This window comes from Limosilactobacillus urinaemulieris, assembly GCF_014838745.1.
Lineage (GTDB): Bacteria > Bacillota > Bacilli > Lactobacillales > Lactobacillaceae > Limosilactobacillus > Limosilactobacillus urinaemulieris.
This window is the reverse complement of sequence record NZ_JABUXR010000011.1, coordinates 1-22,478: the sequence shown is the minus strand read 5'-3', so window position 1 is coordinate 22,478 and position 22,478 is coordinate 1. Positions and strand designations below refer to the sequence as shown.

Annotated in this window: 19 protein-coding genes, 1 tRNA gene and 2 pseudogenes; 12 read left to right on the top strand and 10 right to left on the bottom strand. The window is 40.5% G+C overall.

Annotated elements, in window-relative coordinates:
- Nucleotides 1-402: 402 nt before the first annotated feature.
- The 4 genes from HUK45_RS06415 (at nucleotide 403) to HUK45_RS06400 (ending at nucleotide 5,045) form a co-directional block, all read left to right on the top strand.
- Nucleotides 403-1,290 (top strand): LysR family transcriptional regulator, encoded by an 888-nt coding sequence (locus tag HUK45_RS06415; protein WP_191911621.1) that lies wholly within the window; start codon nucleotides 403-405, stop codon nucleotides 1,288-1,290.
- A gap of 106 nt (nucleotides 1,291-1,396) precedes the next feature.
- Nucleotides 1,397-2,737, top strand: a complete 1,341-nt coding sequence (locus HUK45_RS06410; protein ID WP_191911663.1) for a threonine/serine exporter family protein — start codon at nucleotides 1,397-1,399, stop codon at nucleotides 2,735-2,737.
- A 15-nt stretch (nucleotides 2,738-2,752) separates the two neighbouring features.
- Nucleotides 2,753-3,403 carry a uracil-DNA glycosylase gene (locus tag HUK45_RS06405; RefSeq protein WP_191911620.1) on the top strand — a complete coding sequence of 217 codons (651 nt, stop codon included), beginning with the start codon at nucleotides 2,753-2,755 and terminating at the stop codon, nucleotides 3,401-3,403.
- A gap of 106 nt (nucleotides 3,404-3,509) precedes the next feature.
- Nucleotides 3,510-5,045 carry an MFS transporter gene (locus tag HUK45_RS06400; RefSeq protein ID WP_191911619.1) on the top strand — a complete coding sequence of 512 codons (1,536 nt, stop codon included), beginning with the start codon at nucleotides 3,510-3,512 and terminating at the stop codon, nucleotides 5,043-5,045.
- Between the two features lie 36 nt (nucleotides 5,046-5,081).
- On the opposite strand, the gene HUK45_RS06395 is transcribed toward HUK45_RS06400, so the two are convergent.
- Entirely contained in the window at nucleotides 5,082-6,407 is a 1,326-nt protein-coding gene (locus HUK45_RS06395) for a replication-associated recombination protein A (protein WP_191911618.1), read from the bottom strand.
- 148 nt (nucleotides 6,408-6,555) lie between these two features.
- Between HUK45_RS06395 and HUK45_RS06390 the strand changes: the two are divergent.
- The 3 genes and pseudogenes from HUK45_RS06390 to HUK45_RS06380 all read left to right on the top strand — a co-directional run bounded on the left by HUK45_RS06390 (nucleotide 6,556) and on the right by HUK45_RS06380 (nucleotide 9,550).
- A pseudogene (locus HUK45_RS06390) lies at nucleotides 6,556-7,542 on the top strand (alpha/beta hydrolase fold domain-containing protein).
- Between the two features lie 31 nt (nucleotides 7,543-7,573).
- A complete protein-coding gene (locus tag HUK45_RS06385) occupies nucleotides 7,574-8,146 on the top strand; it encodes a DJ-1 family glyoxalase III (RefSeq protein WP_191911617.1) in 573 nt (190 codons plus the stop codon).
- Nucleotides 8,147-8,239: 93 nt separating this feature from the next.
- Complete coding sequence (locus tag HUK45_RS06380) at nucleotides 8,240-9,550, top strand: NCS2 family permease (protein WP_206683792.1); 1,311 nt, start codon at nucleotides 8,240-8,242, stop codon at nucleotides 9,548-9,550.
- A gap of 90 nt (nucleotides 9,551-9,640) precedes the next feature.
- Here the strand turns inward: HUK45_RS06380 and HUK45_RS06375 are convergent, their stop codons facing one another.
- Entirely contained in the window at nucleotides 9,641-10,603 is a 963-nt protein-coding gene (locus HUK45_RS06375; protein WP_191911616.1) for a 2-hydroxyacid dehydrogenase family protein, read from the bottom strand.
- A gap of 78 nt (nucleotides 10,604-10,681) precedes the next feature.
- Nucleotides 10,682-13,267, bottom strand: coding sequence for a bifunctional lysylphosphatidylglycerol flippase/synthetase MprF (gene mprF, locus HUK45_RS06370; RefSeq protein WP_191911615.1), 2,586 nt, complete (start codon nucleotides 13,265-13,267; stop codon nucleotides 10,682-10,684).
- A 127-nt stretch (nucleotides 13,268-13,394) separates the two neighbouring features.
- On the opposite strand from mprF, the gene HUK45_RS06365 reads away from it, so the two are divergent.
- Together HUK45_RS06365 and HUK45_RS06360 are read left to right on the top strand one after the other, a co-directional pair.
- Nucleotides 13,395-13,469: transfer RNA gene (locus tag HUK45_RS06365), tRNA-Asp, on the top strand.
- A gap of 71 nt (nucleotides 13,470-13,540) precedes the next feature.
- The gene (locus HUK45_RS06360) at nucleotides 13,541-14,407 is read left to right on the top strand and encodes an RluA family pseudouridine synthase (RefSeq protein ID WP_191911614.1); all 867 of its coding nucleotides are present in this window, start codon (nucleotides 13,541-13,543) and stop codon (nucleotides 14,405-14,407) included.
- Between the two features lie 97 nt (nucleotides 14,408-14,504).
- Here the strand turns inward: HUK45_RS06360 and HUK45_RS06355 are convergent, their stop codons facing one another.
- Together HUK45_RS06355 and HUK45_RS06350 are read right to left on the bottom strand one after the other, a co-directional pair.
- Complete coding sequence (locus tag HUK45_RS06355; protein ID WP_191911613.1) at nucleotides 14,505-15,203, bottom strand: DUF4811 domain-containing protein; 699 nt, start codon at nucleotides 15,201-15,203, stop codon at nucleotides 14,505-14,507.
- Nucleotides 15,200-15,514, bottom strand: a pseudogene (locus HUK45_RS06350) (MFS transporter); the annotation flags it as partial. The pseudogene HUK45_RS06350 and the gene HUK45_RS06355, both read right to left, overlap by 4 nt.
- On the opposite strand from HUK45_RS06350, the gene HUK45_RS06345 reads away from it, so the two are divergent.
- The 3 genes from HUK45_RS06345 to HUK45_RS06335 all read left to right on the top strand — a co-directional run bounded on the left by HUK45_RS06345 (nucleotide 15,486) and on the right by HUK45_RS06335 (nucleotide 19,375).
- The gene (locus HUK45_RS06345) at nucleotides 15,486-15,746 is read left to right on the top strand and encodes a hypothetical protein (RefSeq protein WP_191911612.1); all 261 of its coding nucleotides are present in this window, start codon (nucleotides 15,486-15,488) and stop codon (nucleotides 15,744-15,746) included. The pseudogene HUK45_RS06350 and the gene HUK45_RS06345 sit on opposite strands and share 29 nt — an antisense overlap.
- 433 nt (nucleotides 15,747-16,179) lie before the next feature.
- Nucleotides 16,180-18,042 carry a ribonuclease J1 gene (gene rnjA, locus HUK45_RS06340; protein WP_191911611.1) on the top strand — a complete coding sequence of 621 codons (1,863 nt, stop codon included), beginning with the start codon at nucleotides 16,180-16,182 and terminating at the stop codon, nucleotides 18,040-18,042.
- 145 nt (nucleotides 18,043-18,187) lie between these two features.
- Nucleotides 18,188-19,375, top strand: coding sequence for a CPBP family intramembrane glutamic endopeptidase (locus tag HUK45_RS06335; protein WP_191911610.1), 1,188 nt, complete (start codon nucleotides 18,188-18,190; stop codon nucleotides 19,373-19,375).
- A 73-nt stretch (nucleotides 19,376-19,448) separates the two neighbouring features.
- On the opposite strand, the gene HUK45_RS06330 is transcribed toward HUK45_RS06335, so the two are convergent.
- The 5 genes from HUK45_RS06330 to HUK45_RS06310 form a co-directional block, all read right to left on the bottom strand.
- A complete protein-coding gene (locus HUK45_RS06330; protein ID WP_191911609.1) occupies nucleotides 19,449-20,102 on the bottom strand; it encodes an amino acid ABC transporter permease in 654 nt (217 codons plus the stop codon).
- Between the two features lie 13 nt (nucleotides 20,103-20,115).
- Nucleotides 20,116-20,754 (bottom strand): amino acid ABC transporter permease, encoded by a 639-nt coding sequence (locus tag HUK45_RS06325; protein WP_102168171.1) that lies wholly within the window; start codon nucleotides 20,752-20,754, stop codon nucleotides 20,116-20,118.
- The gene (locus tag HUK45_RS06320; RefSeq protein ID WP_191911608.1) at nucleotides 20,755-21,582 is read right to left on the bottom strand and encodes a transporter substrate-binding domain-containing protein; all 828 of its coding nucleotides are present in this window, start codon (nucleotides 21,580-21,582) and stop codon (nucleotides 20,755-20,757) included.
- Nucleotides 21,583-21,597: 15 nt separating this feature from the next.
- A complete protein-coding gene (locus HUK45_RS06315; RefSeq protein WP_191911661.1) occupies nucleotides 21,598-22,317 on the bottom strand; it encodes an amino acid ABC transporter ATP-binding protein in 720 nt (239 codons plus the stop codon).
- Nucleotides 22,318-22,361: 44 nt separating this feature from the next.
- Nucleotides 22,362-22,478, bottom strand: a 117-nt coding sequence (locus tag HUK45_RS06310) for a transposase (protein WP_191910853.1), incomplete at its 5' end; no start/stop codon positions are given.

Genomic DNA, 22,478 nt, shown 5'->3' with positions numbered 1-22,478 from the left:
CCAAAGAGTTTCCGGAAAGCTAGCAATTTCTCCTGACGAAGGCGACTTGCGCCTAAGCGGTGAACCAGAAAACTTGTTTTCGTCTGTGAACCCTTGCAAGGATGACTAGAACTTTATGGGTATAAAGTTCAGTCAGCTACTGCGGAAGGAGGTTGCTAGCTCTAGGAAACTTGAGCAAAGCACGTTTAAACTAGGGCGAGCGCGTTTTGACTCAGTTACTCAACCACTTAAATTGTTAAAATAGAAAATTAACTAACAGACTGACGAAAATTAATTATTTTCGTCAGTCTGTTTTTTTGTATTCGGAGATAATTAATTACGCTTGTCATTATTATCTGCTTGCCGTTCTGTTTAGTTATGGCGTAAGATATGATTATGTATCGAAAAAAGGAAGGAACAAAAATGAATACCCGCGATTTACAGTATTTTGTTGCGTTAGTTAAATATAAAAATTACACACGGGTTGCTAAAGAATTTAAGGTCTCCCAGCCGAGCATTACTCAAGCAATTCAACGATTAGAAAGGGAATTTAATACCCAATTAGTTCGTAAGGATCGCTTCCATCGTGATGAAATGATTACGCGAAGTGGGTTACTTCTTTATGAAAATGCCGTTCTGATTAATGACAAGATTGATTTAACCCGGAAGGAAATTAGCCGTGCTAACCAAAAGCAGATTCGATTTGGCTTACCACCAATTATTGGGAAACTATATATTTCTAAAATTGTTGAGGAATTTTCTGGTGACTTACTTTCGCGTCTCCGAATAACCTCGGTCGGATCCCACGATTTGCTTAACCAGTTACGGAAGGGGAAAATTGATATTGCTATTTTGGGTTCGACTGCACCAATTAATGAAGATGGTATTTTTACTGAACTAGTAGCAACACGGCCATTTGGAATCATTATTAGCGAACAAAATTCACTTGCTCAAAAGGATGCTGTTTATTTTAATGAATTAGCGACGCAGAAATTTATTAATTATGATCAGCAATATGTTCATCAATCTGCATTTCAGGCATATTGTACATATGCTCAGATTAAGCCTCAAATCGTTGTTTATCGGTTGCCAAATATCTCTTGGATTAAGGAGCTTGTTCGACAGGATAAGGGAATTAGCTTGATGGTTAAGGATGCTGCAACAAATGAGCCGGGAATTAAGGCGTTAGATATTCTTGATCCAATTCCAGAAAAGTTTTACATTTCAATCGTAATCCGGGAAGGATACGTTCTTAGTGATGACGAGCGGGACTTTATTCAGCGAGTAAAACGAATTCAACTTGATAATTAGCAGTTGACAAGGTCGGTATAATTATTTATGTGAATTTAAACTGAACGGAATTGATGGAGGAAGAGCAGTCATGAAAAAAAGTGACGCAGAAGACACAGAAGGGATAATGGGATTCGAACCCGCAGAACACATTTCGACACACCACCATATGGCAATCCCGTGGCAAGATTTCTTTACTAATGATAATTTTACGCCAGCAGGTGATGCGAACTTAGTAGAGCGAGCTGCGATTGCTGGCCGAATTGGTTTAATGATGCTGTCATACGGAACGGGAGCTTGGCGAGTTCGTGACTCAATGAATATTGTTGCCCGTGAATTAAAGATGACCTGTTCGGCTGATATTGGACTGGTTTCACTAGAGTATACTTGTATGGATGCTCACCATAGCTATACCCAAGCACTGTCGTTACCAAGTACCGGGATTAATACGAGTAAATTATCCCAGATGGAACGGTTCATCGATGAATTCCATGAACATGGCAGTGAGATGACAATTGGTGAAATTCATAATCGACTTGAGAAAATTGCTCATAGTCGAGGAAATTATACGCCGATTCAGGTTGGGTTAGCGGCCGCTTTAGCTTGTAGCTGTTTCGTTTTCCTTCTTGGCGGTGGACCTGTTGAAATGGCCTGTTGTTTTCTTGGCGCGGGCTTAGGAAACTATGTTCGGCGGAAGTTAATCGATCGTCATATTACATTATTAGCCTGTGTTTCCGTTGGGGTTGCAGTTGCTTGTCTTTTTTATCTTTTTGCTTTTGTTGGGATGCAATGGTTATTTCACATTAGTCCACGTCACGAAACGGGATATATTGGGGCAATGCTGTTCATTATTCCCGGCTTCCCATTCATTACTAGTGGCCTAGATATTTCTAAGTTGGATATGCGATCAGGACTTGAACGACTTGCCTACGCAGTGACCATTATTGTGGTAGCAACGTTAGTGGGGTGGATTGTGGCAATGGCAGTCCGCCTACGCCCAGGAACGTTAGCGGCCCTACCGCTACCACCATTAATGTTAATGCTGTTACGGGTTGTGACGAGTTTTGGTGGTGTTTTTGGCTTCTCAATTATGTTTAATAGTACGCCGAAGATGGCAACAGTTGCGGGACTAATTGGGGCAGTTGCTAACACGACTCGCCTGGAATTGGTAGATTATAGTAATATTCCTGCTGGCGCCTGTGCGTTTATTGGAGCATTGATCGCTGGGTTATTAGCTTCAATTGTTAAACGGAAAATTCACTATCCACAAATTTCAATTACCGTTCCTTCGATCGTAATTATGGTTCCTGGATTATATATGTACCAAGCAATGTATAACATGGGACTAACCTCAATTAGTGTTGGTGCACTCTGGATTACTAAGGCCCTCCTAATTGTTGTTTTCTTACCGCTTGGTTTAATTACTGCCCGAATCATTACAGATCCAAAGTGGCGGCATAACGGTTAATATGGGAGTGATGAAATGATCATTCAATATCCACAAAATCTTTTAGCTGAGGTTCGCCAACGAGTTGCTGGACGAAATCTTGCGGGTTTTACTCCTGGTCAAGGGAAACGAAAGCCTGATTTGATGTTAGTTGGTGAAGCGCCTGGTCGCCATGAGGAAGTTCATAATATTCCTTTTTCGGGGGCCTCTGGTAAGGAACTAATGAAAATGTTAGCAACGATTGGTTATGACCGTAATAGTGTCTATATCACCAGTGTTGTTCGCCAACGACCATACTCAATAAAAGAGGTTGTTGATAAGAAAACTGGTACTAAGATAGTAAAAAAACCAAACCGGACGCCAACAAAAAAGGAAGTTCTAGCGTTTGCTAATCTTTTTGATTGGGAACTTGCTCAGGTTCAACCTAAAATAATCGTGCCACTAGGCAACACTGCGTTGCAACGGTTACTGGGTCCAAAAGCTAATATTGGTAAACTTCACGGCCAATTGTTGAATCAACCAATTCAGCACGCTAAAAAAGATGGCAGCGGTTATGAGTTAGCAACAACCAATTCCTTGTTGGTACCGATGTATCATCCGGCTGCAGTTTTGTATAGTCGAAAACTAGAGCCAACTATTTTGCGTGATTGGCAAAGGCTAGGGAAGTTCATTAAAGAGACTAACTAAATACTGATTTAAAATTGAAAAGAGGTTGAGTTCATTTTCAACTCTTTGTATAATACATGACTAGTTATCAACTAGAAAATATTCGATTGAGAGCGGGTGAAGCGGAATGCTGCGGAACCCGCTATCTTTATTCTGGGGAGGGGACGAGAATTTGGAATTAAAACAACGACGAACAATCGTTACGGGAGCCTTATTACTATCTAATATTATGGCGGGAATGGACGGGACGATTGTTAATACGGCATTACCGGCAATTACTAGTGACTTGCACGCTCTTCAGTATATGGGATGGATAGTAGCGATTTTCTTATTTGGGATGGCCGTTGCAACTCCATTGTGGAGTAAGTTTGGTGAACATAAGGGGAATAAGATTGCTTACATTAGCGCAACCTCTCTTTTTGCGATTGGGGCGATTTTTCAGGGACTTGCTCCAAATATCACCTGGTTTATTATTGCCCGGGCAATAATGGGAATTGGTGCTGGTGGAATGAACACCATTCCATTTATTGTCTTTGCCGAAATCTATACCAACCTAAAGAAACGGGCCACGGTGCTTGGCCTATCAAGTGCTTGCTTTGGGACCGCCTCAATTATTGGTCCTCTTCTTGGTGGGTGGATCGTTGATGCACTTAGCTGGCACTGGGTATTCTATGTTAATGTGCCGATTGCGTTGATTGCGATTACGATTATTGCGCTCTTTTATAAGAACGTTAATAAACAGGCAGCTGGTAAACCGATTGATTACTTGGGAGCAACGCTGCTAGTTAGTAGTCTAATGTTGATTTTAATTGCCGTCCAATTAATCGGGGTTGCCTCGCTTCCTGTAATTCTTGGTCTAATGATTATTGGTGAAGCATTATTATGGTGGATGGTAAAAGTTGATCAGCAAGCCACTGACCCAATTGTGCCGAACCGGTTATTTACTAATCATGAATTAGTAATCGACTTCATGCTCTTCGTGATTATCTGGGGCTCCTTTATCGCTTTTGTTATTTATATTCCGATGTGGGCTCAGGGACTTCTTGGGTTATCGGCATTACTTGGTGGGATGACCCAAATTCCTGGAGCAGTGACTGATTTTCTTGGCTCTGAACTAGTCCCGTTTATTCAGGATCGATGGTCGAAGTATGAGATTGTTGGCTTAGGTGCTTTGACAATTTTTATTTCATTCCTTGGTCTTTTGCTTGGCGGTCAGAAATCACCATTCTGGTTAATCATGATTCTTGGGGCGTTTGAAGGATTCGGTGTTGGTTTGGTTTTCAACATTCTTCAGATTAATGTTCAGACTGACGCTGAGTTACGAGATGTTCCAATTGCAACATCAATGGGGTACTTGATGCGGATCCTTAGTCAAACTTTCATGTCGGCAATTTATGGGGTAATCCTTAATAATGCCCTGTTACAAGGGATTAAACACCATCACGGGATCACAATGGCAATGCTAAATAAATTATCTAACGCTAAGACAGCAAGTAGTTTACCAGCATCGTTGTTACCTGAGATGCGTCACATTCTATACAATGGGTATAGAAACATTGTAATTACTGCATTGACCCTTATTACTATTTCATTAGTAATGGTTGTTGTGATGTGGAGACGAAATCAAAAGCAATCTGTAAAAAGTGAAGAGCGTGGAGACTAAGCCAGGTGTGGCTAAGCTTTCACGCTCTTGTATTAGTTATTGATTATTATTTTTTCGATGCCATTCTTTGATTTGCTCCATCCGGGCTTTAAACCGTCCTTCGCGTCCCTGACTTGTTGGCTCATAAAACTGTTGACTCGTCAATTCTGGTGGCATTGTTTTCATTGAAGTTAGCTTATCCTTAGTATCATGGGCATATTGATAGTGATCACCATAATGAAGCTCCTTCATTAATTTTGTTGGTGCATTCCGAATTTGGAGGGGAAACGGTAAATTACCGGTCTTTTTAATCACTTTCTTCGCAGTTATTCGTGCTTGATAGACCGCATTTGACTTGGGTGCCAGTGATAGGTAGATAACACACTCTGTTAGGTGAACGTCACATTCCGGGACACCAAGAAATTTGCAAGCTTGGAAAGTGTTAATAGCAACGGTTAATGCATTAGTATCGGCAAGACCAATATCTTCACTGGCGAACCGGACTAATCGCCTAGCAATGTAAAGCGGGTCTTCACCACCGTCAATCATTCGTGAACACCAGTAGATCGCTGCGTCAACATCGCTATTGCGCATTGATTTGTGGAGTGCGGAGATAACGTTATAGTGTTCTTCACCGTGCTGATCGTAGCGTAACGATTTAGTATTGATTAGCTGCTTGAGGCTATCAATTGTTAAATTCACTTGATGATCGTGGTGATCAGCATTTAGCACGGCCATTTCAAGAGTGTTGAGAGCAACTCGTGCATCACCATTGGCAAATTCTGCAATCATTGTTAAAACGTCATCATTGTAGTCAACCTTAATTCCCGGGAAACCAGCTGGGTGGTTGATTGCTCTTTTAAGGATCGCAATAATATCATTTACCGTTAATGATTTAAGGACGAAAACTTTACACCGACTAAGTAAGGCAGAGTTAATTTCAAAAGAAGGGTTTTCTGTTGTTGCCCCAATTAGAATAATACTTCCCCGTTCAACAAAGGGAAGAAAGGCATCTTGTTGAGCCTTATTAAAGCGGTGAATTTCGTCGATGAAGCAAATTGTTCGTTCGCCAAATTCACGATTTTTCTCCGCTTCTTCCATAATTTTTCGGATATCACGAATACTACTTGTAACAGCACTAAAGGTAATGAAATGGGACTTTGTTTGTTGAGCAATTATTTCCGCTAACGTGGTTTTGCCGACACCAGGTGGTCCCCATAAAATAAGTGAGGATACCTGATCGTGTTCAATTAGGTCACGAAGAACCTTGCCGTTCCCAATTAATTGTTGTTGCCCCATAAATTCCTCAAGGGTTTGGGGACGGATACGGTTAGCTAGCGGAGTGTTATTATTTGATTGGGCAAAAAGAGATTCTTGATGCATTGAGATTACTTCCTTTTTAGTTAATTTTAAGACAAAACTTAATAAAATTGAATGGAGCTGGGTGCTGAAATCGTGTTACGATGGGAGTAACTATTTATAGTAAGGCCGGGGAAACTCGACTAGTTTATTAAGAGGAGCCCAACAGCTCATGAGAAAATTACCAAAATTTCAACACCAGGTTGCTTCTGAGCTTGCTAGCAATTTTGGTCAAAGTATTCGTGAATTAATATGCTGTGGTCAACACCGTTCACAACGAGCAACATTTGTTGAATTACAAATCCAGGTGAGTGGCTTTAAGCAACGGATGACTGATGAGCAAAAATTTCACCAGATGCTTACGGAAGCACGACAAGAAAGTGAAGAAGACTTTGTGATGCCGGCGGTCCCGTTTAGTGTTAGCTTGCGTAAATTACCCAACACGTTAGCGAGAACCTATGTTTTAAATGAACAGCCAGGCCCACAAAAGGCAATTATTTATTTGCCGGGTGGAGCGTATATTGAGTCGCCCGTAAAGGAGCAGTGGTTATTTGCTGACCGGTTAGCCCAAGAAACGGGGGCCCGTGTTTATGTTGTCCTATATTCTCACCTTCCACAGCACCAGTTTAAAACGGCATATCGGGAAATTACCCAGTTATATCAACGGGTTTATGATTAAGTTCCGGTAAGTAACATTACACTCCTGGGTGACTCTGCCAGTGGTGGTTTGGCTGCAGGTTTTTGTGAATATTGTGCAGCAGCCGACTTGCCACAACCAGGACACTTAATTTTAATATCTCCCTGGTTAGATCTCGACTTAGATAACCCGACAATCACCAAGTATGAAGATCATGACGTGACCTTATCGGTTAAGGGATTACGGCGAGTAGCTAAACTGTGGGCTGCAAGTGAAAAGCATGATGATTACAGGTTGAGTCCAATTAATGGCGATGTTAGCCAGTTGCGGGATGTCTTTATTTGTGTGGGTACTCGAGAGATTATGTATCCAGATAGCGCCTTATTTGTCCAGAAGCTTCGTGATGCTGGAGTGGCCGTTAAGTTTGTTGTTGGACGCGATTTACCACATATTTTTCCAGTATACCGGATGCCAGAGGCCGATCAGGTAATGACAGAAATAACAAAAATAGTTAATGATTAGAATGAAGAATTAAAGAAGGAGATCTTAAGCTATGCCAGAAGTTGCAGTTGTATTTGCACCAGGTTGCGAAGAAATTGAAGGACTAACGGTGATTGATGTATTGCGTCGTCTTGGTATTGATACTAAAATGGTTGGCCTTGAAGATCAGGAAGTCCTTGGCGCCCATAATATTAAATTAACTTGTGATGAGCTGGTGAGTGATCAGCTGTTGGAGTATGATCTTGTTGCTTTCCCAGGCGGTATGGGTGCCTCGAAACGACTTCGTGATAACGAACAATTAAAGCAATTAATGATTCAGCGTAACCAGGAAGGTAAGTGGGATGCTGCAATGTGTGCTGCGCCAATAGCACTTGCTCGTTATGGCTTGTTAGACAATCACGATTACACTTGCTATCCTGGAATAAATGAAGAAATTCAAAAGGAAGTACCGACCGCCCGTTTCCACAAAGAAATTACTGTAGTTGATGAGAAGGCTAAGATCCTTACTAGTCGTGGTCCAGCAACCGCTCTTGCTTACGCCTTTAAGATTGCAGAAGTCTTAGGGGTTGATACAAAGCAAATTAAGAAGGACATGTTGTACGATTACCTTGCCCAAAATATCTAAATTTTATCTAAAATTCCTCTTTACAGATGAATGCGAATATTATAAGATACCATTTGTTGTTTTGTTCGTAATTACTGTTTGGAGGATTTTCTCTTGAACACAATTAGCAATTATTTTAAGCTTAATGAATTAAATACGAACATTCGCACGGAAATTTTAGCTGGGTTCACCACTTTTATTTCGATGTCATACATTTTGTTCGTTAACCCGAATGTTTTGGGAGCAGCGGGGATGAACCAAGGGGCGGTATTCACGGCAACTGCTCTTTCCGCAGCGTTCGGGACGTTAATGATGGGACTTTATGCAAAGTATCCGATTGCTACTGCTCCAGCCCTAGGAATTAACGCCTTCTTCTCGTATTCCGTTGTTATTGGAATGGGAGTTAACTGGCAGACTGCCCTAGCTGCTGTTTTTGTTGCTTCGCTGATTTTTATCCTCATTACAATTTTTAAGTTACGTGAAGTGATTATTGACGCAATTCCAAGTGATTTGAAGTTTGCAATTTCTAGTGGAATTGGGTTATTCATTGCTTTTTTAGGACTTCATCAAGGTGGTTTGATCGTCGCTAACAAGTCGACCGTTGTTGGTCTTGGTTCATTTACCACACCAACAACGTGGCTAACGATTATCGGCCTGATTGTTACCTCAATTTTGATGGTTAAAAGGGTTCCGGGGGCAATCTTTATTGGAATGGCGGTGACCGCAATTGCGGGATTAATTACCGGACTGATTCCAATGCCACACCACGTTATTTCAGGTGCTCCAAGCTTAAAGCCAACATTTGGCGTTGGTGTTGAATATTTTTCCCATATTAACACTATTCAACTTTGGGTTGTTGTTTTGACTTTCTTATTAGTAACCTTTTTCGATACTGCGGGAACATTAGTCGGTCTTGCTCAACAGGCAGGTTTTATGAAGGATAATAAAATGCCGCGGGTTGGGAAAGCCTTAATGTCTGACTCAAGTGCAATGTTGGTTGGTTCGATCCTGGGAACTTCGCCAGTTGGTGCCTATGTCGAATCATCAGCAGGGATCGCGGTTGGTGGTCGTTCCGGTTTGACTTCAGTGGTAACGGCGATTTGTTTTATTTTAGGAATGTTTTTCTCACCATTACTACCCGTAGTTACTAACCAGGTAACTGCCCCAGCGTTAATCATTGTTGGAGTATTAATGGCTCAGTCAATGAAACGTGTTCATTGGGAAAAACTTGAAATTGCGATTCCGGCATTTCTAATTGTTATTGGTATGCCGTTGACTTACAGTATTTCAGATGGGATGGCTCTTGGATTAATTATGTATCCACTTACCATGATTGCTGCTAAGCGGGGTAAGGAAGTACACCCAATTATGTATGCCCTCTTCTTTATTTTTATTGTATTTATTGCTATTTTGAACGTGAAGTAATAATTATTTAATTAAAAAAGCGGGGACCACTTGCGGATCGGAAATGATCGCAGGCGGTTCTCGCTTTGTTTAGTTAGGATTTTATTGATCCTATTTATTAACAATGTATTTAGCAGTTTCACCATTTAAAACATTAACGGCATTAGTGGCAACAATTTTAGCCATTGCGTCTCGAGCTTCAAATGAGGCGTTACCAATGTGTGGTGTCAAAATAACGTTATCGAGGTTCTTAAAGCCGTCAGCAACGTTTGGTTCAGCTTCATAAACATCAAGTGCGGCACCGGCAAGTTTATGCTCTTGAAGGGCCTTCAGTAAGGCTGCTTCGTTAATTACGGGACCGCGGGCACAATTAATCAGGAATGCTGAATCCTTCATCATTGCGAATTGAGGGGCATCAATTAAATGGTGTGTTTCTGGAGTTAGTGGACAGTGAAGAGTAACCACGTCAGAACGTTTTAATAACTCGTCAAGTGTAACGTATTCAGCAGAATATTGAGCTTCAGTTGCTGGATCAGCTTGGCGGCGTTGGGTGTAGATGATCTTCATGTTAAATGCGTGAAGACGTTGTGCAACTCCACGCCCGATACTTCCTAATCCAACAATTCCTAAAGTCTTGCCAGCTAATTCATGGCCAAGGAAGAAGAGTGGTGCCCAGCCATCAAAACCAACAGAACGCATTACGCGATCTCCTTCAACAATTCTTCGCATTAAGGCGATAACTAATCCACTAGCAACCTCGGCAGTAGCAGTTGAAGAAACAAATGGTGTATTAGTAACGTCGATTCCCTTGCTCCGGGCGTATTTTACATCAATGTTGTTAAAATCAGCACCAAAGTTGGCAATTAATTTAAGCTTTGGTGCAGCATCAATTACTTCTTGATCAACTTGGGTAGATAGCGGAGTAATTAGTACTTTGCAGTCTTTGACATGCTTAATTAACTCGTCTTTCGAAATCAAGCCTTTCCCATCAAAAACCTCATAGGAGATTGCAGCCTTATTTAATATTTCAGTAGCCACTTTTGGTAATTTTGCTGATAGATAAACGGTAGCCATAATATTCGCCTTCCTAATAAAAATGATCGTGTAAACGATTACACGATCATTATAGTTCAATCTGAAACTAGCGGCAAATTAACGGTCGATCCAAGAAAAGAAAGGTCGTTTTTCTTGCTTATCAGCACGTTGGTTAATAACGCTAACGAGAGAGAGCATTGAGTTAATAATTGAACTCCATTTCCGGAATGCGGTATACCGAGATTCCCAAACATTAGCATACTTATTTTTATACCGTCGGAGTCCCTGAAAACCGTATAAGTGATAACCATATTCGTAGATAAAGTGAGCAACCTTTTCACCAAGAAAACTAAATTGTGATTCACCCACATTTGATAGCGGGGCCATTCCTAGGTCAAAGTATTCGTAGCCATGTTCTTGACCATATAAGAACATACTAATGAAAATTTTATCCATAATTCCCGAAGGAGCATTGTGGGTATGCCGCATTAAATCAATGGTAAGATACTTTTTTCCTCCGGTTGGCATGAAGGTAGCAAAGGCAACGATTTTGCCAGTTTGATCCGTAACTGTTGCGACCGGTGCTTGCTGAATGTAGTTTGGCGAGAAGAATCCCAAGGAAAAGCCTTTTTCTACTTGTTTTCCAAGCCAATCATCGGAAACAGCCTTTAATTTTTGCATGAATTCATCGTCAAATGGAGGCTTTACAACATTAAATTGGTAGCCTTCACGATCAAATTTATGCATTAACGCCCGTTGTGACCGTTGTCTCTTTCCTGCTAGGGTAAAGTCTGCTAAGCGAACTAGGCCAGTTTCGCCAGTTTTTATGAAATCAAAGCCAAATTCATGAAGCAACATCGTAAATTCACCGGAGACTTCATAAAAGACTAACTGGTAATTATAAAGGTCGGCTTCCGTTAAAAACTGGCGAAGGGCAGGCCGGATCTCAGCGGCGTTCCCAACAGGATCACCCATAATGATTAAACGGTCATAGTTGCGACGGTACATAAAGTATAGTTGATCCTGGTCAGCCTTTTGGTAGAAGTACAGATTCTTATCTTTTAAGAAGGCAAGATGACTAGTTCGGCTACCTCCAAACTGTTCAATTACCTTATGGACCCGCTCCGCAGCAAACTTTTGCTGCTTAGCAAACGGATCAGCGCCAGAGCAGAAGTAACGTAAAATTAAAACTAGCAGAATTAATCCAAGCAACAGGCCGATTAAGCCAGAGAACCAAACTTTTTCGCCTGGAAAAAGGAAAAAGTTTGGAATCTTATGCGACCGGGTATATTGAGGAGCGTTAAGAACTCCTACAATAACGTAAAGAATACAACTTCCGGCAAAAATCAAAAGATCGGTGGCAAATTTACTAATTGAGTACTGAAGTTTTGCGCGGTAGAGTCCTCGTTTTGAAAGGAGAATAAGAACTAAAACAATGGCAAGATAAATGGTTAGGCTCATTGTTCTTAAATTCCACCAGGTGCTGATAATCCCGATCAACAGTAAAGCGAGTGTCGGCCAGTAAGCTTTTTGAACCTTCGAAGCTAATCCACGGGCACAAGCTAACATAGCAATAGCGAATAGCACTGTGGATAATTGATGGATAAAAAAGAAAGTAAACGGATAAAGTCGGGCAAAAAGCTTGTTATCAGCTGTAATGTCGGGAACCGCAGCGGCAAGTAGCATTAAGATTCCAGAAATATACATGAATGCTGTGATAAGAAAGTGAGCAGTATTTTGAATAATAACTAATGGCAAGCCATCAAAAAAGTCATTAACCTGCCGAGCTAAGTCGTGAAGGAAGAGAATTCCGGCAATAATTAGCGGCACGATATAGTAGAAAATTCTGAAGAGGAGGAGCCAAATAATAATTGTTGGTTTAGAAACTCCCATTAATGATAATTCAAACATCATCATGACATCGAAGGAACCAAGGGCACCAGGAATCATAGAAATAACCCCAAGCAGTTGAGCAACTACATATAAGGGTAAAACTGATGCTAGATTATGGCGAACACCTAAACACCACCCAACTAGCAAGAAGAAAAGAGCAACAAAGAGCCATTCACAAGTTGAGCTGCCGACGAGAAGACCCTCAATTTTCGGTGTAACATCTTTAAATAAGCGATTATTATTAATTAGGGTAAAGTAAAAAACAACAGGGAAGTAGAGGCCACCGGCAACAAGCCAGAGTGCGTATTGATTGAAATGGCCTCCCTGATGGAAAATAAACATAAAAGCTAAGGCAACCCAGCAAAGTACCGAAAGTCCTGACAAAAGGAAAACAGCGATTTTGGAAATTGCTAATAAAATATCTTTTTTGTTAGCGTGCTTTCGATAAAAATAAGCTCGCATTGTCGCACCAAGGACACCACCGAAACCAGCAATGTTTGTAAGGGTGTTAGTGATCCAGCCGCAGCGAATAATATATGATCGCTTGAATTTCCCGGGAAGAAATTTAACAATTGCAAAATCGTATCCTAGCATTGGAACAACTGCGATACAACCAAAAATAAGTAGGATTAAAATGTTTGACCATGTTAAATTGCTTAACCCGGTACCAACCCGGTGCCAATCAACGGTTTTGAAAAAGCTTGTTAGGGCATGTACGACAAAGATAATAACCGAGATTACAAAGATAATCTTTATTGGTCGCGCGTATTTAGCCCACCATGAAGACAATCGTTTATATAGGGATTCCATAGTATCCTCCTCAATAGAATGCTAATAATATTATAAGGTATTTATGACTTATGAAGAAGTAAAAGGAAATTTAAAAAGTTGTTGACACCTGAGAGGAAGTTTCGTATACTTTTATTTGTTGTCAAATGGTCCGTTGGTCTAGTTGGTTTAGGACGCATCCCTGTCACGGATGAGATCACGAGTTCGAGTCTCGTACGGACCGTCATAATAAATAAAGAAAGACTGGGGAACTTCCCCAGTCTTTCTTTATTTAAGAATAATTTGGAGGTAAAAATGGAAAATACTTGGCAATATCAAGGTGCCGAACCAATTAAAATTAAGAAGTTTCTTCAATCATTGGGAATGGGACACCGACTTTTCAATGATTTAAAGAAGGGGCAGGGTGAATTCTTGGTTGATCACCGAAAAGTTCGACCAACGACGAAAATATTGCCTAATCAGCCATTAACTATAATTGCCCAACCAGAGATGCGTGACTTATCAGCAAAATTGAGTAATGCCCCTCTTGATATCGTTTATGAGGACGATAATTGGCTAGTAATTGATAAGCCTGCGGGGGTAACGTCAATTCCTGGACCTACTGTTGACAATGGAACTGTTCTTAATCGTGCAGTTCACTACCTGGTTGAAGAAAAGTCCGCTGATCAACGGCCACATTTAATTACTCGGCTTGATCGGTATACCGGCGGGTTACTTTTGATTGCTAAGCATCACGTAGCATCTAGCATGATTAGTCAACAGGTTCAGCAACACCAAATGTTAAAGGAATATACGGCATTTGTATCAGGAACCTTTGATGAGAAACACGGCATGATTAATAAGCCGATTGCTCGTCGTGAAGGCCAGATTCAACGAGTTGTTGCTGAAAATGGTCAACGTGCGATAACCGAGTATTGGGTAGAGACGGAAGGTGCGGACTGGACTAAACTGCGAGTTCAGTTGCATACGGGACGTACTCACCAGATACGAGTTCATCTAGCTTCAATTAATCACCCATTGATCGGTGATCACCTTTATGGTGGTGATACTTCTAAGTATCAGCATCAAGCACTCTGGGCAACTAAACTATCATTTAAAGATCCTTTTACTTTAAAACAATTAACATTTTCCCGGGAAATAAATGAAATTCCTGATAAGTAAATAGAATAAGGTTATCAATACCGGATGGCTAACCTAAAAGAGACCGCTAAAAAAGCGTTTTGCTTTTTAGCGGTCTCTTTACGTCATAATATTGAACTTAATTTTTTCTAATCAATTGAGCTAGGAATTCTTGCTCAGCCTGTTGTGATATTTGGTGGATTTGATGAGCACTCAAGTTAGGTTGTTTTAACATTGCAGCTTGAACTTTTGCGCTTACAAAGCTTTTCGCTTGAGCCTGAATTTGTGAGTTGTTAACACCAGTCATTCTTTTTTGAAGTTGCTGAGCTTGAGATGCAGTAAGCTTAATGAAGGCGTGTGGGTATTCAATTATGTTAGTCCGCTTGATTAACGTTCCATTCATTCCCGACCACAAAAAGAGTCCCCTGTAAAAGCTGTTCTTAAATTGCCACCGCGTTTCGGTTGTCTTCAATTCTGGTGTAATTCGGTTAGTAAATTTCATTTTACTTACCGTATATTCATTTGCTTGAGTATGAGTAGCTTTCTTTTGCTTCTGGTTGGTCTTGTAAATTAGGACATTTTCTTGCCCACTAGTTCCAACTGGTTGGTAAACGGCAATTGGAAGAGGATTAGCTGCTGAATAAATAGTTTGGTGGGTTGTCGTTGTTACTTTTTCCATTCCAAAGTGCTGACTGTAATTTAACGTCATTAAAGCAGTTGAGCTGACAAAGAGAATACCAAAAATAAGGGTACCAATAATTCTTGTCAGGCGTTGATTGATAAACATTACGCAGGCAAATAGCGCAAGTGCGGAACCAAACATTAAGACAATAATCATTTTGAATCCCCCTTTCTTTGAATATCATTTGCGTCAATTTTTACATGGATTCCCGTGCCGCTTGTTACAAAGATAGTTAAGCAAAGGCCAATCAGAGCAAAGGCGATTGCAAACCAAAATGCTGAATGATACCCCATTAAAGTCGCATCAAACATTTGTGACTTATATTGTAGCGGTGCAGTTTTAAGTAATGAATGAGCAGGCTTATTGTTGTTAGTAACATTGGTTAAAACTGAGATCATAATTGCCGTTCCAACTGAAGTGGCAACCTGACGAAGAGTATTGTTTACGGCTGTCCCGTGTGAGATTATGGGGGCTAAGGCTTCAAATGAGGTTATGGGGACGATAAACCACGTTTTGAAAGAAAATTCCTACCACGGTGCAGAAGAACTTGCGGAAATTAGCGAACGTCTTTGCAAGACCGCGTATGAGGAAGTCCTTAGTGAATTAACCGACGTAAAGTTTAATCAAGAAGGACAACCCATTGTTCCATTAGAAAAACTTTGGCAAAAAGAAGAAGAACAATTACCAAAGGAAGACTAGGAAAGAATAGTGTGAGCCCGTTAAATCTTCCGGTGGCTAACGATTTCTCCACCGAACGACGTTTCATCATCGGAGGTGGAGGTCGTTAGATCGAGCAAGCCCATGGTGAGCGCGTTTCAGCTATGATGCAGAATGGCAGCTTCTCAATTAATTGAAATTTACTAAAAATGATAATTAAAGTGATCTCCTTATTAATTTAGGGAGGTCACTTTATTGTTATTTCGAGGAATTTTTTGATTCTTGGATAATAGCAGAAAAAAATAATTTATGTTAAAATGTTATTAGTTTTAAGTACGGATATAAAATATAAAACTGAATCATCAATTGTTAAAACCGTTCCCTTCTCTGAGAAGCGGGTCTTTTGGTTTACAATTTTCCGTTATTGTTTAAATAAGTAAAAATTAAGAAAACAGAAAGGTATAAGAAAGGTATTATGTCAAAATTAGATATCAAGAATAATGAAGTTGCCTTTTATGCAATGGGTGGCTTAGGCGAAATTGGTAAGAACATGTATTGTGTTCAATTCCAAGATGAAATAATTATTATTGACTGTGGTGTGCTTTTCCCTGAAGATGAACTCCTTGGGGTCGACTACGTAATTCAAAATTATGATTACTTAATTGAAAACAAGGATAAGATTAAGGGAATTTTTATCACTCACGGTCATGAAGATCACATTGGTGGTTTGCCATTTTTCTTGCAAAAAGTAAATGCCCCAATATATGCAGGACCTTTTGCAATGTCTTTAATTAAGGGAAAACTTGAAGAAAAGCACCTTTTACGTGATGCAGAGCTTCATGAAATCAATGAATTCGATGAAGTCCACTTTAAAAAATTGTGGGTTAGCTTTTTCCGGACTACTCACTCAATCCCTGATACTTTGGGAGTAGCAGTTCATACACCTCAAGGAACAATTGTTCAAACCGGTGACTTTAAATTTGATTTAACTCCAGTTGGTCACTTGCCAGGACCAAATCTTCAACAGATGGCCAAGCTTGGCGATGATGGCGTCCTTCTTCTGACATCTGACAGTACTAATGCTGAGCGCCCACAATTTACTAAATCAGAACGGTGGGTCGATATTCACATTCGACGGATCTTTGAACGAATTAAGGGGCGAATCATTTTTGCATCATTTGCTTCAAATGTTTACCGACTACGTGAGGCTTCAGATGCAGCGATCGCTCAAGGACGAAAGATCGCTGTCTTTGGTCGAAGCATGGAAAATGCCATTACGGCAGGACAAGAACTAGGCTACCTTAATATTCCTAAGGATTCGTTAATTGATCAGAACGAAATTAATAATTATCCACCGGAAAAGGTTTTAATTATGTGTACCGGTTCTCAGGGTGAGCCAATGGCAGCGCTGAGTCGGATCGCTAATGGTACTCACCGGCAAATTACTATTCAGCCCGGTGATACCGTTGTCTTCTCAAGTAATCCAATTCCTGGTAATACTACTAGCGTTAATGCGTTGATTAACAAGCTAGAAGAAGATGGTGCCAACGTTATTCATGGATACGTTAATAATATCCACACCTCTGGACACGGTGGCCAAATTGATGAAGAGTTCATGTTGCGGTTAATGAAGCCGAAGTTTTTTGCGCCAGTTCATGGTGAATACCGGATGCAGAAAATTCACACTAAGTTAGCAGAAATGACCGGTGTACCACAAGAAAATAGTTTCATCTTAGCTAATGGTGATGTCTTAGCATTAACTAAGGATTCTGCACGGATTGCGGATCACATTGAGAGCGCCGCTGACGTGTACATTGATGGGCGTGATGCTGGTGACACTGTTGGTAATCCTGAAATCCATGAACGTCGTCTTCTTTCTGAAGAAGGGGTCGTTACTGCTGTGGCGGTTGTTGATTTAAAAGATTACCAAATTGTTGCTGGACCTGATATTGTCTCTCGAGGATTTGTATACATGCATGAGTCCCAAGAACTAATTAAGGCGGCAAACCACGAAGTCTTTTGGGCAATCTTGAATACCTTTAAGAACCATAAGCACGTGGATCGGCGAGCACTTAACCGGACAATTATTAGTCGCTTACAGAAGCTTCTCTATGCGCGAACAGGTCGGCGTCCAGTGATTATTCCAATGGTGACGATTTTAAATGGCGATCGTCATTATGAAAACCATCATTATCGTCAACCAAGCAACAAAAAGAAAGCTAATCACGAAAAGAATAACAATAATAACCGGAAAAGCCACCATCAACAACGAAAAAATAATGGCCATAAGAAGCAGACCGTTAAAAAAGAACCAGTTGGTGCTGGCAAAAACGAATAGTTAAGAGCTGAGAACAAGTCAAAATGAACTCATTTATGACTTCATTTTGACTTGTCCCCTTTTATTTTAAATAAATGCTTAAACTAGTTTGCTTAATTTGGTATGATCGAACAGTATAAGCAATTATTTATTTGGAGGAATCTCGATGACTGGAAGAGACTATTTAAAAATCTGGTATCGAGTTCAAATTGGTGCGACTTTAATTATTTTAATGATGATGATGATTCGTAACTTTGAACTTGGCCGTAATATTTGGCTGCAATTGTTATGGATGGTAATTATTCTCGGAATAGGGCTTTCTGAAGAACTGTGGGAGAACGTTCCCCCAATTATCAGTAGGATTAACTGCTGGCTTCAGGGATTAGCTCAGCCAATAATTCTAACTTTTGCGTGGGGCGTTATTACCCGGGAAATTATTACGGTACTCCACATGCCATCGCGAGGGGTAGTATCAATCATGATTTTGTATTATTTCGTGATGTATGCTCCCTTTGCTAGTGTTATTGGTGGACAAATGGAATTGAGTATTGAACGGTTTATCTTTGTACTTTGGATGTTTCAGATTGTAATTGTTCCCTTTACATCCTTACCGTTTGATTTAATTGATAATCAGAAATTATCAACTTTACTTGCAACCGGAGCAGTTGGTGCAGTTGCCTACTTTATTTTTGCCACAACGGTGATGCGTGCTTGGCACTTGTCATGGCCGGGATTAAAGCCAAATTGGAGCGGAGACTTTAATTGGTGGATCCTCTTATTGATGATCGCAATTTTTGTTGTTCCGCTTGGCAGTAACATGATGGCAATCAACCAGTTGCCCAAAGGCGGGTTCTTTAAACTAACATGTCAAGCATTTGAAGCGGGATTAGCAGAAGGAAGCCTATTTCGCTTTGCAATGCTGGGAGTCCTCTTTTACGCATGGCGGAATGTTAAGCAACGACTGCCGTTAGCGATCTTTACAAGTTCGGTCTTATTTGGGTTCGCCCATCTGATTAACTTGGGTGGTCAAAGAGTTGATTTAACGTTCTATCAAGTTGGTGTAGCTTGCCTTTTGGAACTATTTTTAGCAGTTGTCTATGTTTATACGGGACAATTATGGTTAACAATGCTAATGCACTTTAGTCTTGATTGGTTTAGCTTCTTGGCAACGGGAACCACTAAACTTACTGGTGATTTAGTTCCTGGTGACTGGTGGGCACTGTTAATACTCTTCGTGATTTTTGGTGGTTTCAGCGTTTGGATGATGTTTGGTACTCGGAGAAAAGTAATGGAGCGGCATGTTAAGCGCCTAACTGGTGAACACCAGCATTTTGGCTACTCGATTCAATATTAAGGTAAATAAAAAATGATCTAACTCTTAATTAAGAGCTGGATCATTTTTTTATAGCTATACCGTTACTCTCTTCCTATGCTAAATGTTTATCAAGGTAACGAGCAAGAAGGGACAGCGAGTAACAAACAATGAAGTATAGAACGGCCAAAGCAACAAACATTGGAATAATGTAGTTGGTATTTTGACCATAAATAATTTGAGCATGATACATTAATTCTGGCAAGACGATAATTGTCGCTAGTGAAGTATCCTTAACCAGTGAGATGAACTGGCTAACAAGAGCGGGAAGCATGTTTTTAATTGCTTGTGGAAGAACGATTAGCCGAAGAGCCTGCCACTTAGTAAGGCCATTGGCAAGCGCTCCTTCAGTTTGACCATAGTCAATCGAATTAATTCCCGAACGAACAATTTCAGCAACCATTGATGATTCGAAAACGGTTAGCGCCATAATAGCAGCCGGAATAATTTCGGGTTTAACTCCAATATTTGGTAGACCAAAGTACGTAAAGAAGATGATTAGCAATAATGGAAGGTTCCGAATTAAATCAATAATGAAACCGATAATTGCTGAAAGATACTTAATCTTGGCGTACCGGATGATTCCTAGCAAGGTTCCGATGATAAAGCTACAGATAATTGAGGCAACGGAGATTTCAATGGTAATTCCTAATCCTTGAAGTAAGAACCGAATATTAATCCATGAATAGGCATCAATAAAGTTTTGCATATTATCCACCTCCCTATGCTAGTTTCTTTTCCAGGTGACGCATATAGTAGCTGAGAGGTAAGGTAATGATCAGATAAAGGACACCGACAATGAAATATGTTGGCATTGTTTGTAAGGTGTCATTTGCGATCAGATTTCCTTCATACATTAAGTCAAAGCCGGCTACAAAGGCAAGAACAGAAGAGTTCTTAACCAAGTTAATAAATTGGTTACCCAGTGGCGGAATAACAACCCTAAATGCCTGGGGAAGGATGATATAACGCATTGCCTGGGCGTGCGTTAGTCCGTTGGCAAGGGCCCCTTCCAGTTGGCCACCTTCAACTGAATTGATTCCCGCCCGAACAGTTTCAGCAATGAAGGCGGAAGTATAGAGGGTTAAGCCGATTGTTCCGGCAGCAAAACCGCTTATTTTAGTGATGTACATGGGAACAATAAGGAAAAAGCCCATTGCAATTACCAATAAAGGAATATTCCGAAAAACTTCAACATAGATACTCCCAATTAAGCGAACGATACGATATTTAGAAATTTCTAATAGGGCAAAGAATGTGCCGATTATTAAACTACCAACAAGTGCGATTAAACTACAGAGAATGGTGTTCCACAAACCGTTGAGTAGGGGATGCCACTGTGTTGTAATAATATCTAACATTTAACGCTTCATCTCCTGATAATTAAACCCTTTAATGTTACCAAACCATTTTAGAAGAAGGCGGTTATAAGTTCCGTTTTTTTCAAGTCGTTCCAAGGCCCAATTTAACCTGTTCCTGAATGGTGCTTGATTCTTATTTACCGCGATTCCGTAAGGCTCCTTAGTAAAATTACCACCGACAACTTCATAACCAGGATTTTCACTTGCCATCCCGTAAAGAATCCCGTTATCCGTGGTTAACGCATCCCCCTGTTTAGATTTTAGGGCAGTCATTGCTTGGGCGTAGTCTGAAAGCTGGAGAACCCGTGCTTTAGGTGCATACTTTGCCACGTTTTTAACTGAATTAGAGCCAGAAACCCCTAAGATAACTTTGCCAGGCTTATCTAAATCTTGGATGTTTTTGATCGGACTGCCCTTTTTTACTAAAAGAGATTGACCAGCATCAAAATATGACTTAGTGAAATCAACTTGCTTTTCCCGTTCTGGCGTAATTGTCATTGTTGCCATAATGGCATCAATATTACCGTTCTTTAGTAGTGGAACTCGGGTGCTGCTAGTAACGGGAACGAAAACAGCCTTTCCGTTAGGCCCAAGGATTTCCTTAGTCATTGCCTTAGCAAGATCAATTTCAAACCCCTCAAGCTTTCCCGTTCGAATATTTTCTAAACCGAAAAGACGAGTATCAGCCTTAACGCCCCAAGTAATTTGCTTATTTTTTTGATCAACCTTGAGAACATCTTGATTAGCCACGGAACTACAGCCAGAAAGAGCAGTGATACTAATAAGGGCGACTGCAGCAATCGTTAATAAGTGCCAAATCTTTTTCATTGTTTTGGCCTCCTCTTAATGTCTGCTAATTTTACTCATAAAGTCGCGGGCCCGTTGAGTAGTTGGCTGGTCACCAAAGAACTTTTCAGTAGAGTCATCTTCAATGATCCGGCCATCAGCCATAAAAATAACCCGGTCGGCAACATCCCGAGCAAATCCCATTTCGTGGGTAACCACTAGCATGGTCATGTTGGAATTCTCCGCAATATCTTTCATTACGTTAAGAACATCGTCAATCATTTCTGGATCCAGTGCACTTGTGGGTTCGTCAAATAAGAGACACTTTGGTTTCATTGCTAGGCTACGGGCAATTGCAATCCGTTGCTTTTGACCACCCGATAGTTGTGCCGGTATATTATCAGCTTTATCAGCCAGACCGACCTTTTCAAGCAGTTGCATTGCTAATTCACGGTTTTCCTTTTCTGGTCGTTTAAGAACAATCCGTGGCGCAAGCATTATGTTTTCTAAAACATTCTTGTTATTATAAAGATTAAAATGTTGGAAGACCATTCCAACGTCTTTACGAATCAAGTTAACGTTGGTTTTCTTATCAGCGAGGTCAAAACCATTAACGATTAATTGACCGTCACGAATTGGATCCAAGCCGTTAATTGTTCGGATTAGACTACTTTTTCCTGAACCGGACGGACCGATTAAAACAACCGTTTCACCGGCATCAATTGTTAAGTTAATGTCCTTTAATGCGTGGAATTTAGGGTATCTGTCAACTGGTATTGATGGATATCGATACCACTCACAGAAATGTGGGTGGTATTTTTTTATACAAAAAGACAATCAATTCTTAAAAAGAAAAATTTTTGATTGGCAAAACCATAACAGGTTCGTTTGAGTGCTTTAATTTTTCGATTGATTCCTTCTAAGGGGCCATTTGAGAA

Excerpts from the sequence above, each read along its gene's own strand:
- HUK45_RS06415 (WP_191911621.1), top strand. The coding sequence starts at position 403 with ATGAATACCCGCGATTTACAGTATTTTGTTGCGTTAGTTAAATATAAA.
- HUK45_RS06410 (WP_191911663.1), top strand. The coding sequence starts at position 1,397 with ATGGGATTCGAACCCGCAGAACACATTTCGACACACCACCATATGGCA.
- HUK45_RS06405 (WP_191911620.1), top strand. The coding sequence starts at position 2,753 with ATGATCATTCAATATCCACAAAATCTTTTAGCTGAGGTTCGCCAACGA.
- HUK45_RS06400 (WP_191911619.1), top strand. The coding sequence starts at position 3,510 with ATGCTGCGGAACCCGCTATCTTTATTCTGGGGAGGGGACGAGAATTTG.
- HUK45_RS06395 (WP_191911618.1), bottom strand. The coding sequence starts at position 6,407 with ATGCATCAAGAATCTCTTTTTGCCCAATCAAATAATAACACTCCGCTA.
- HUK45_RS06385 (WP_191911617.1), top strand. The coding sequence starts at position 7,574 with ATGCCAGAAGTTGCAGTTGTATTTGCACCAGGTTGCGAAGAAATTGAA.
- HUK45_RS06375 (WP_191911616.1), bottom strand. The coding sequence starts at position 10,603 with ATGGCTACCGTTTATCTATCAGCAAAATTACCAAAAGTGGCTACTGAA.
- mprF (WP_191911615.1), bottom strand. The coding sequence starts at position 13,267 with ATGGAATCCCTATATAAACGATTGTCTTCATGGTGGGCTAAATACGCG.
- HUK45_RS06360 (WP_191911614.1), top strand. The coding sequence starts at position 13,541 with ATGGAAAATACTTGGCAATATCAAGGTGCCGAACCAATTAAAATTAAG.
- HUK45_RS06355 (WP_191911613.1), bottom strand. The coding sequence starts at position 15,203 with ATGATTATTGTCTTAATGTTTGGTTCCGCACTTGCGCTATTTGCCTGC.
- rnjA (WP_191911611.1), top strand. The coding sequence starts at position 16,180 with ATGTCAAAATTAGATATCAAGAATAATGAAGTTGCCTTTTATGCAATG.
- HUK45_RS06335 (WP_191911610.1), top strand. The coding sequence starts at position 18,188 with ATGACTGGAAGAGACTATTTAAAAATCTGGTATCGAGTTCAAATTGGT.
- HUK45_RS06330 (WP_191911609.1), bottom strand. The coding sequence starts at position 20,102 with ATGCAAAACTTTATTGATGCCTATTCATGGATTAATATTCGGTTCTTA.
- HUK45_RS06325 (WP_102168171.1), bottom strand. The coding sequence starts at position 20,754 with ATGTTAGATATTATTACAACACAGTGGCATCCCCTACTCAACGGTTTG.
- HUK45_RS06320 (WP_191911608.1), bottom strand. The coding sequence starts at position 21,582 with ATGAAAAAGATTTGGCACTTATTAACGATTGCTGCAGTCGCCCTTATT.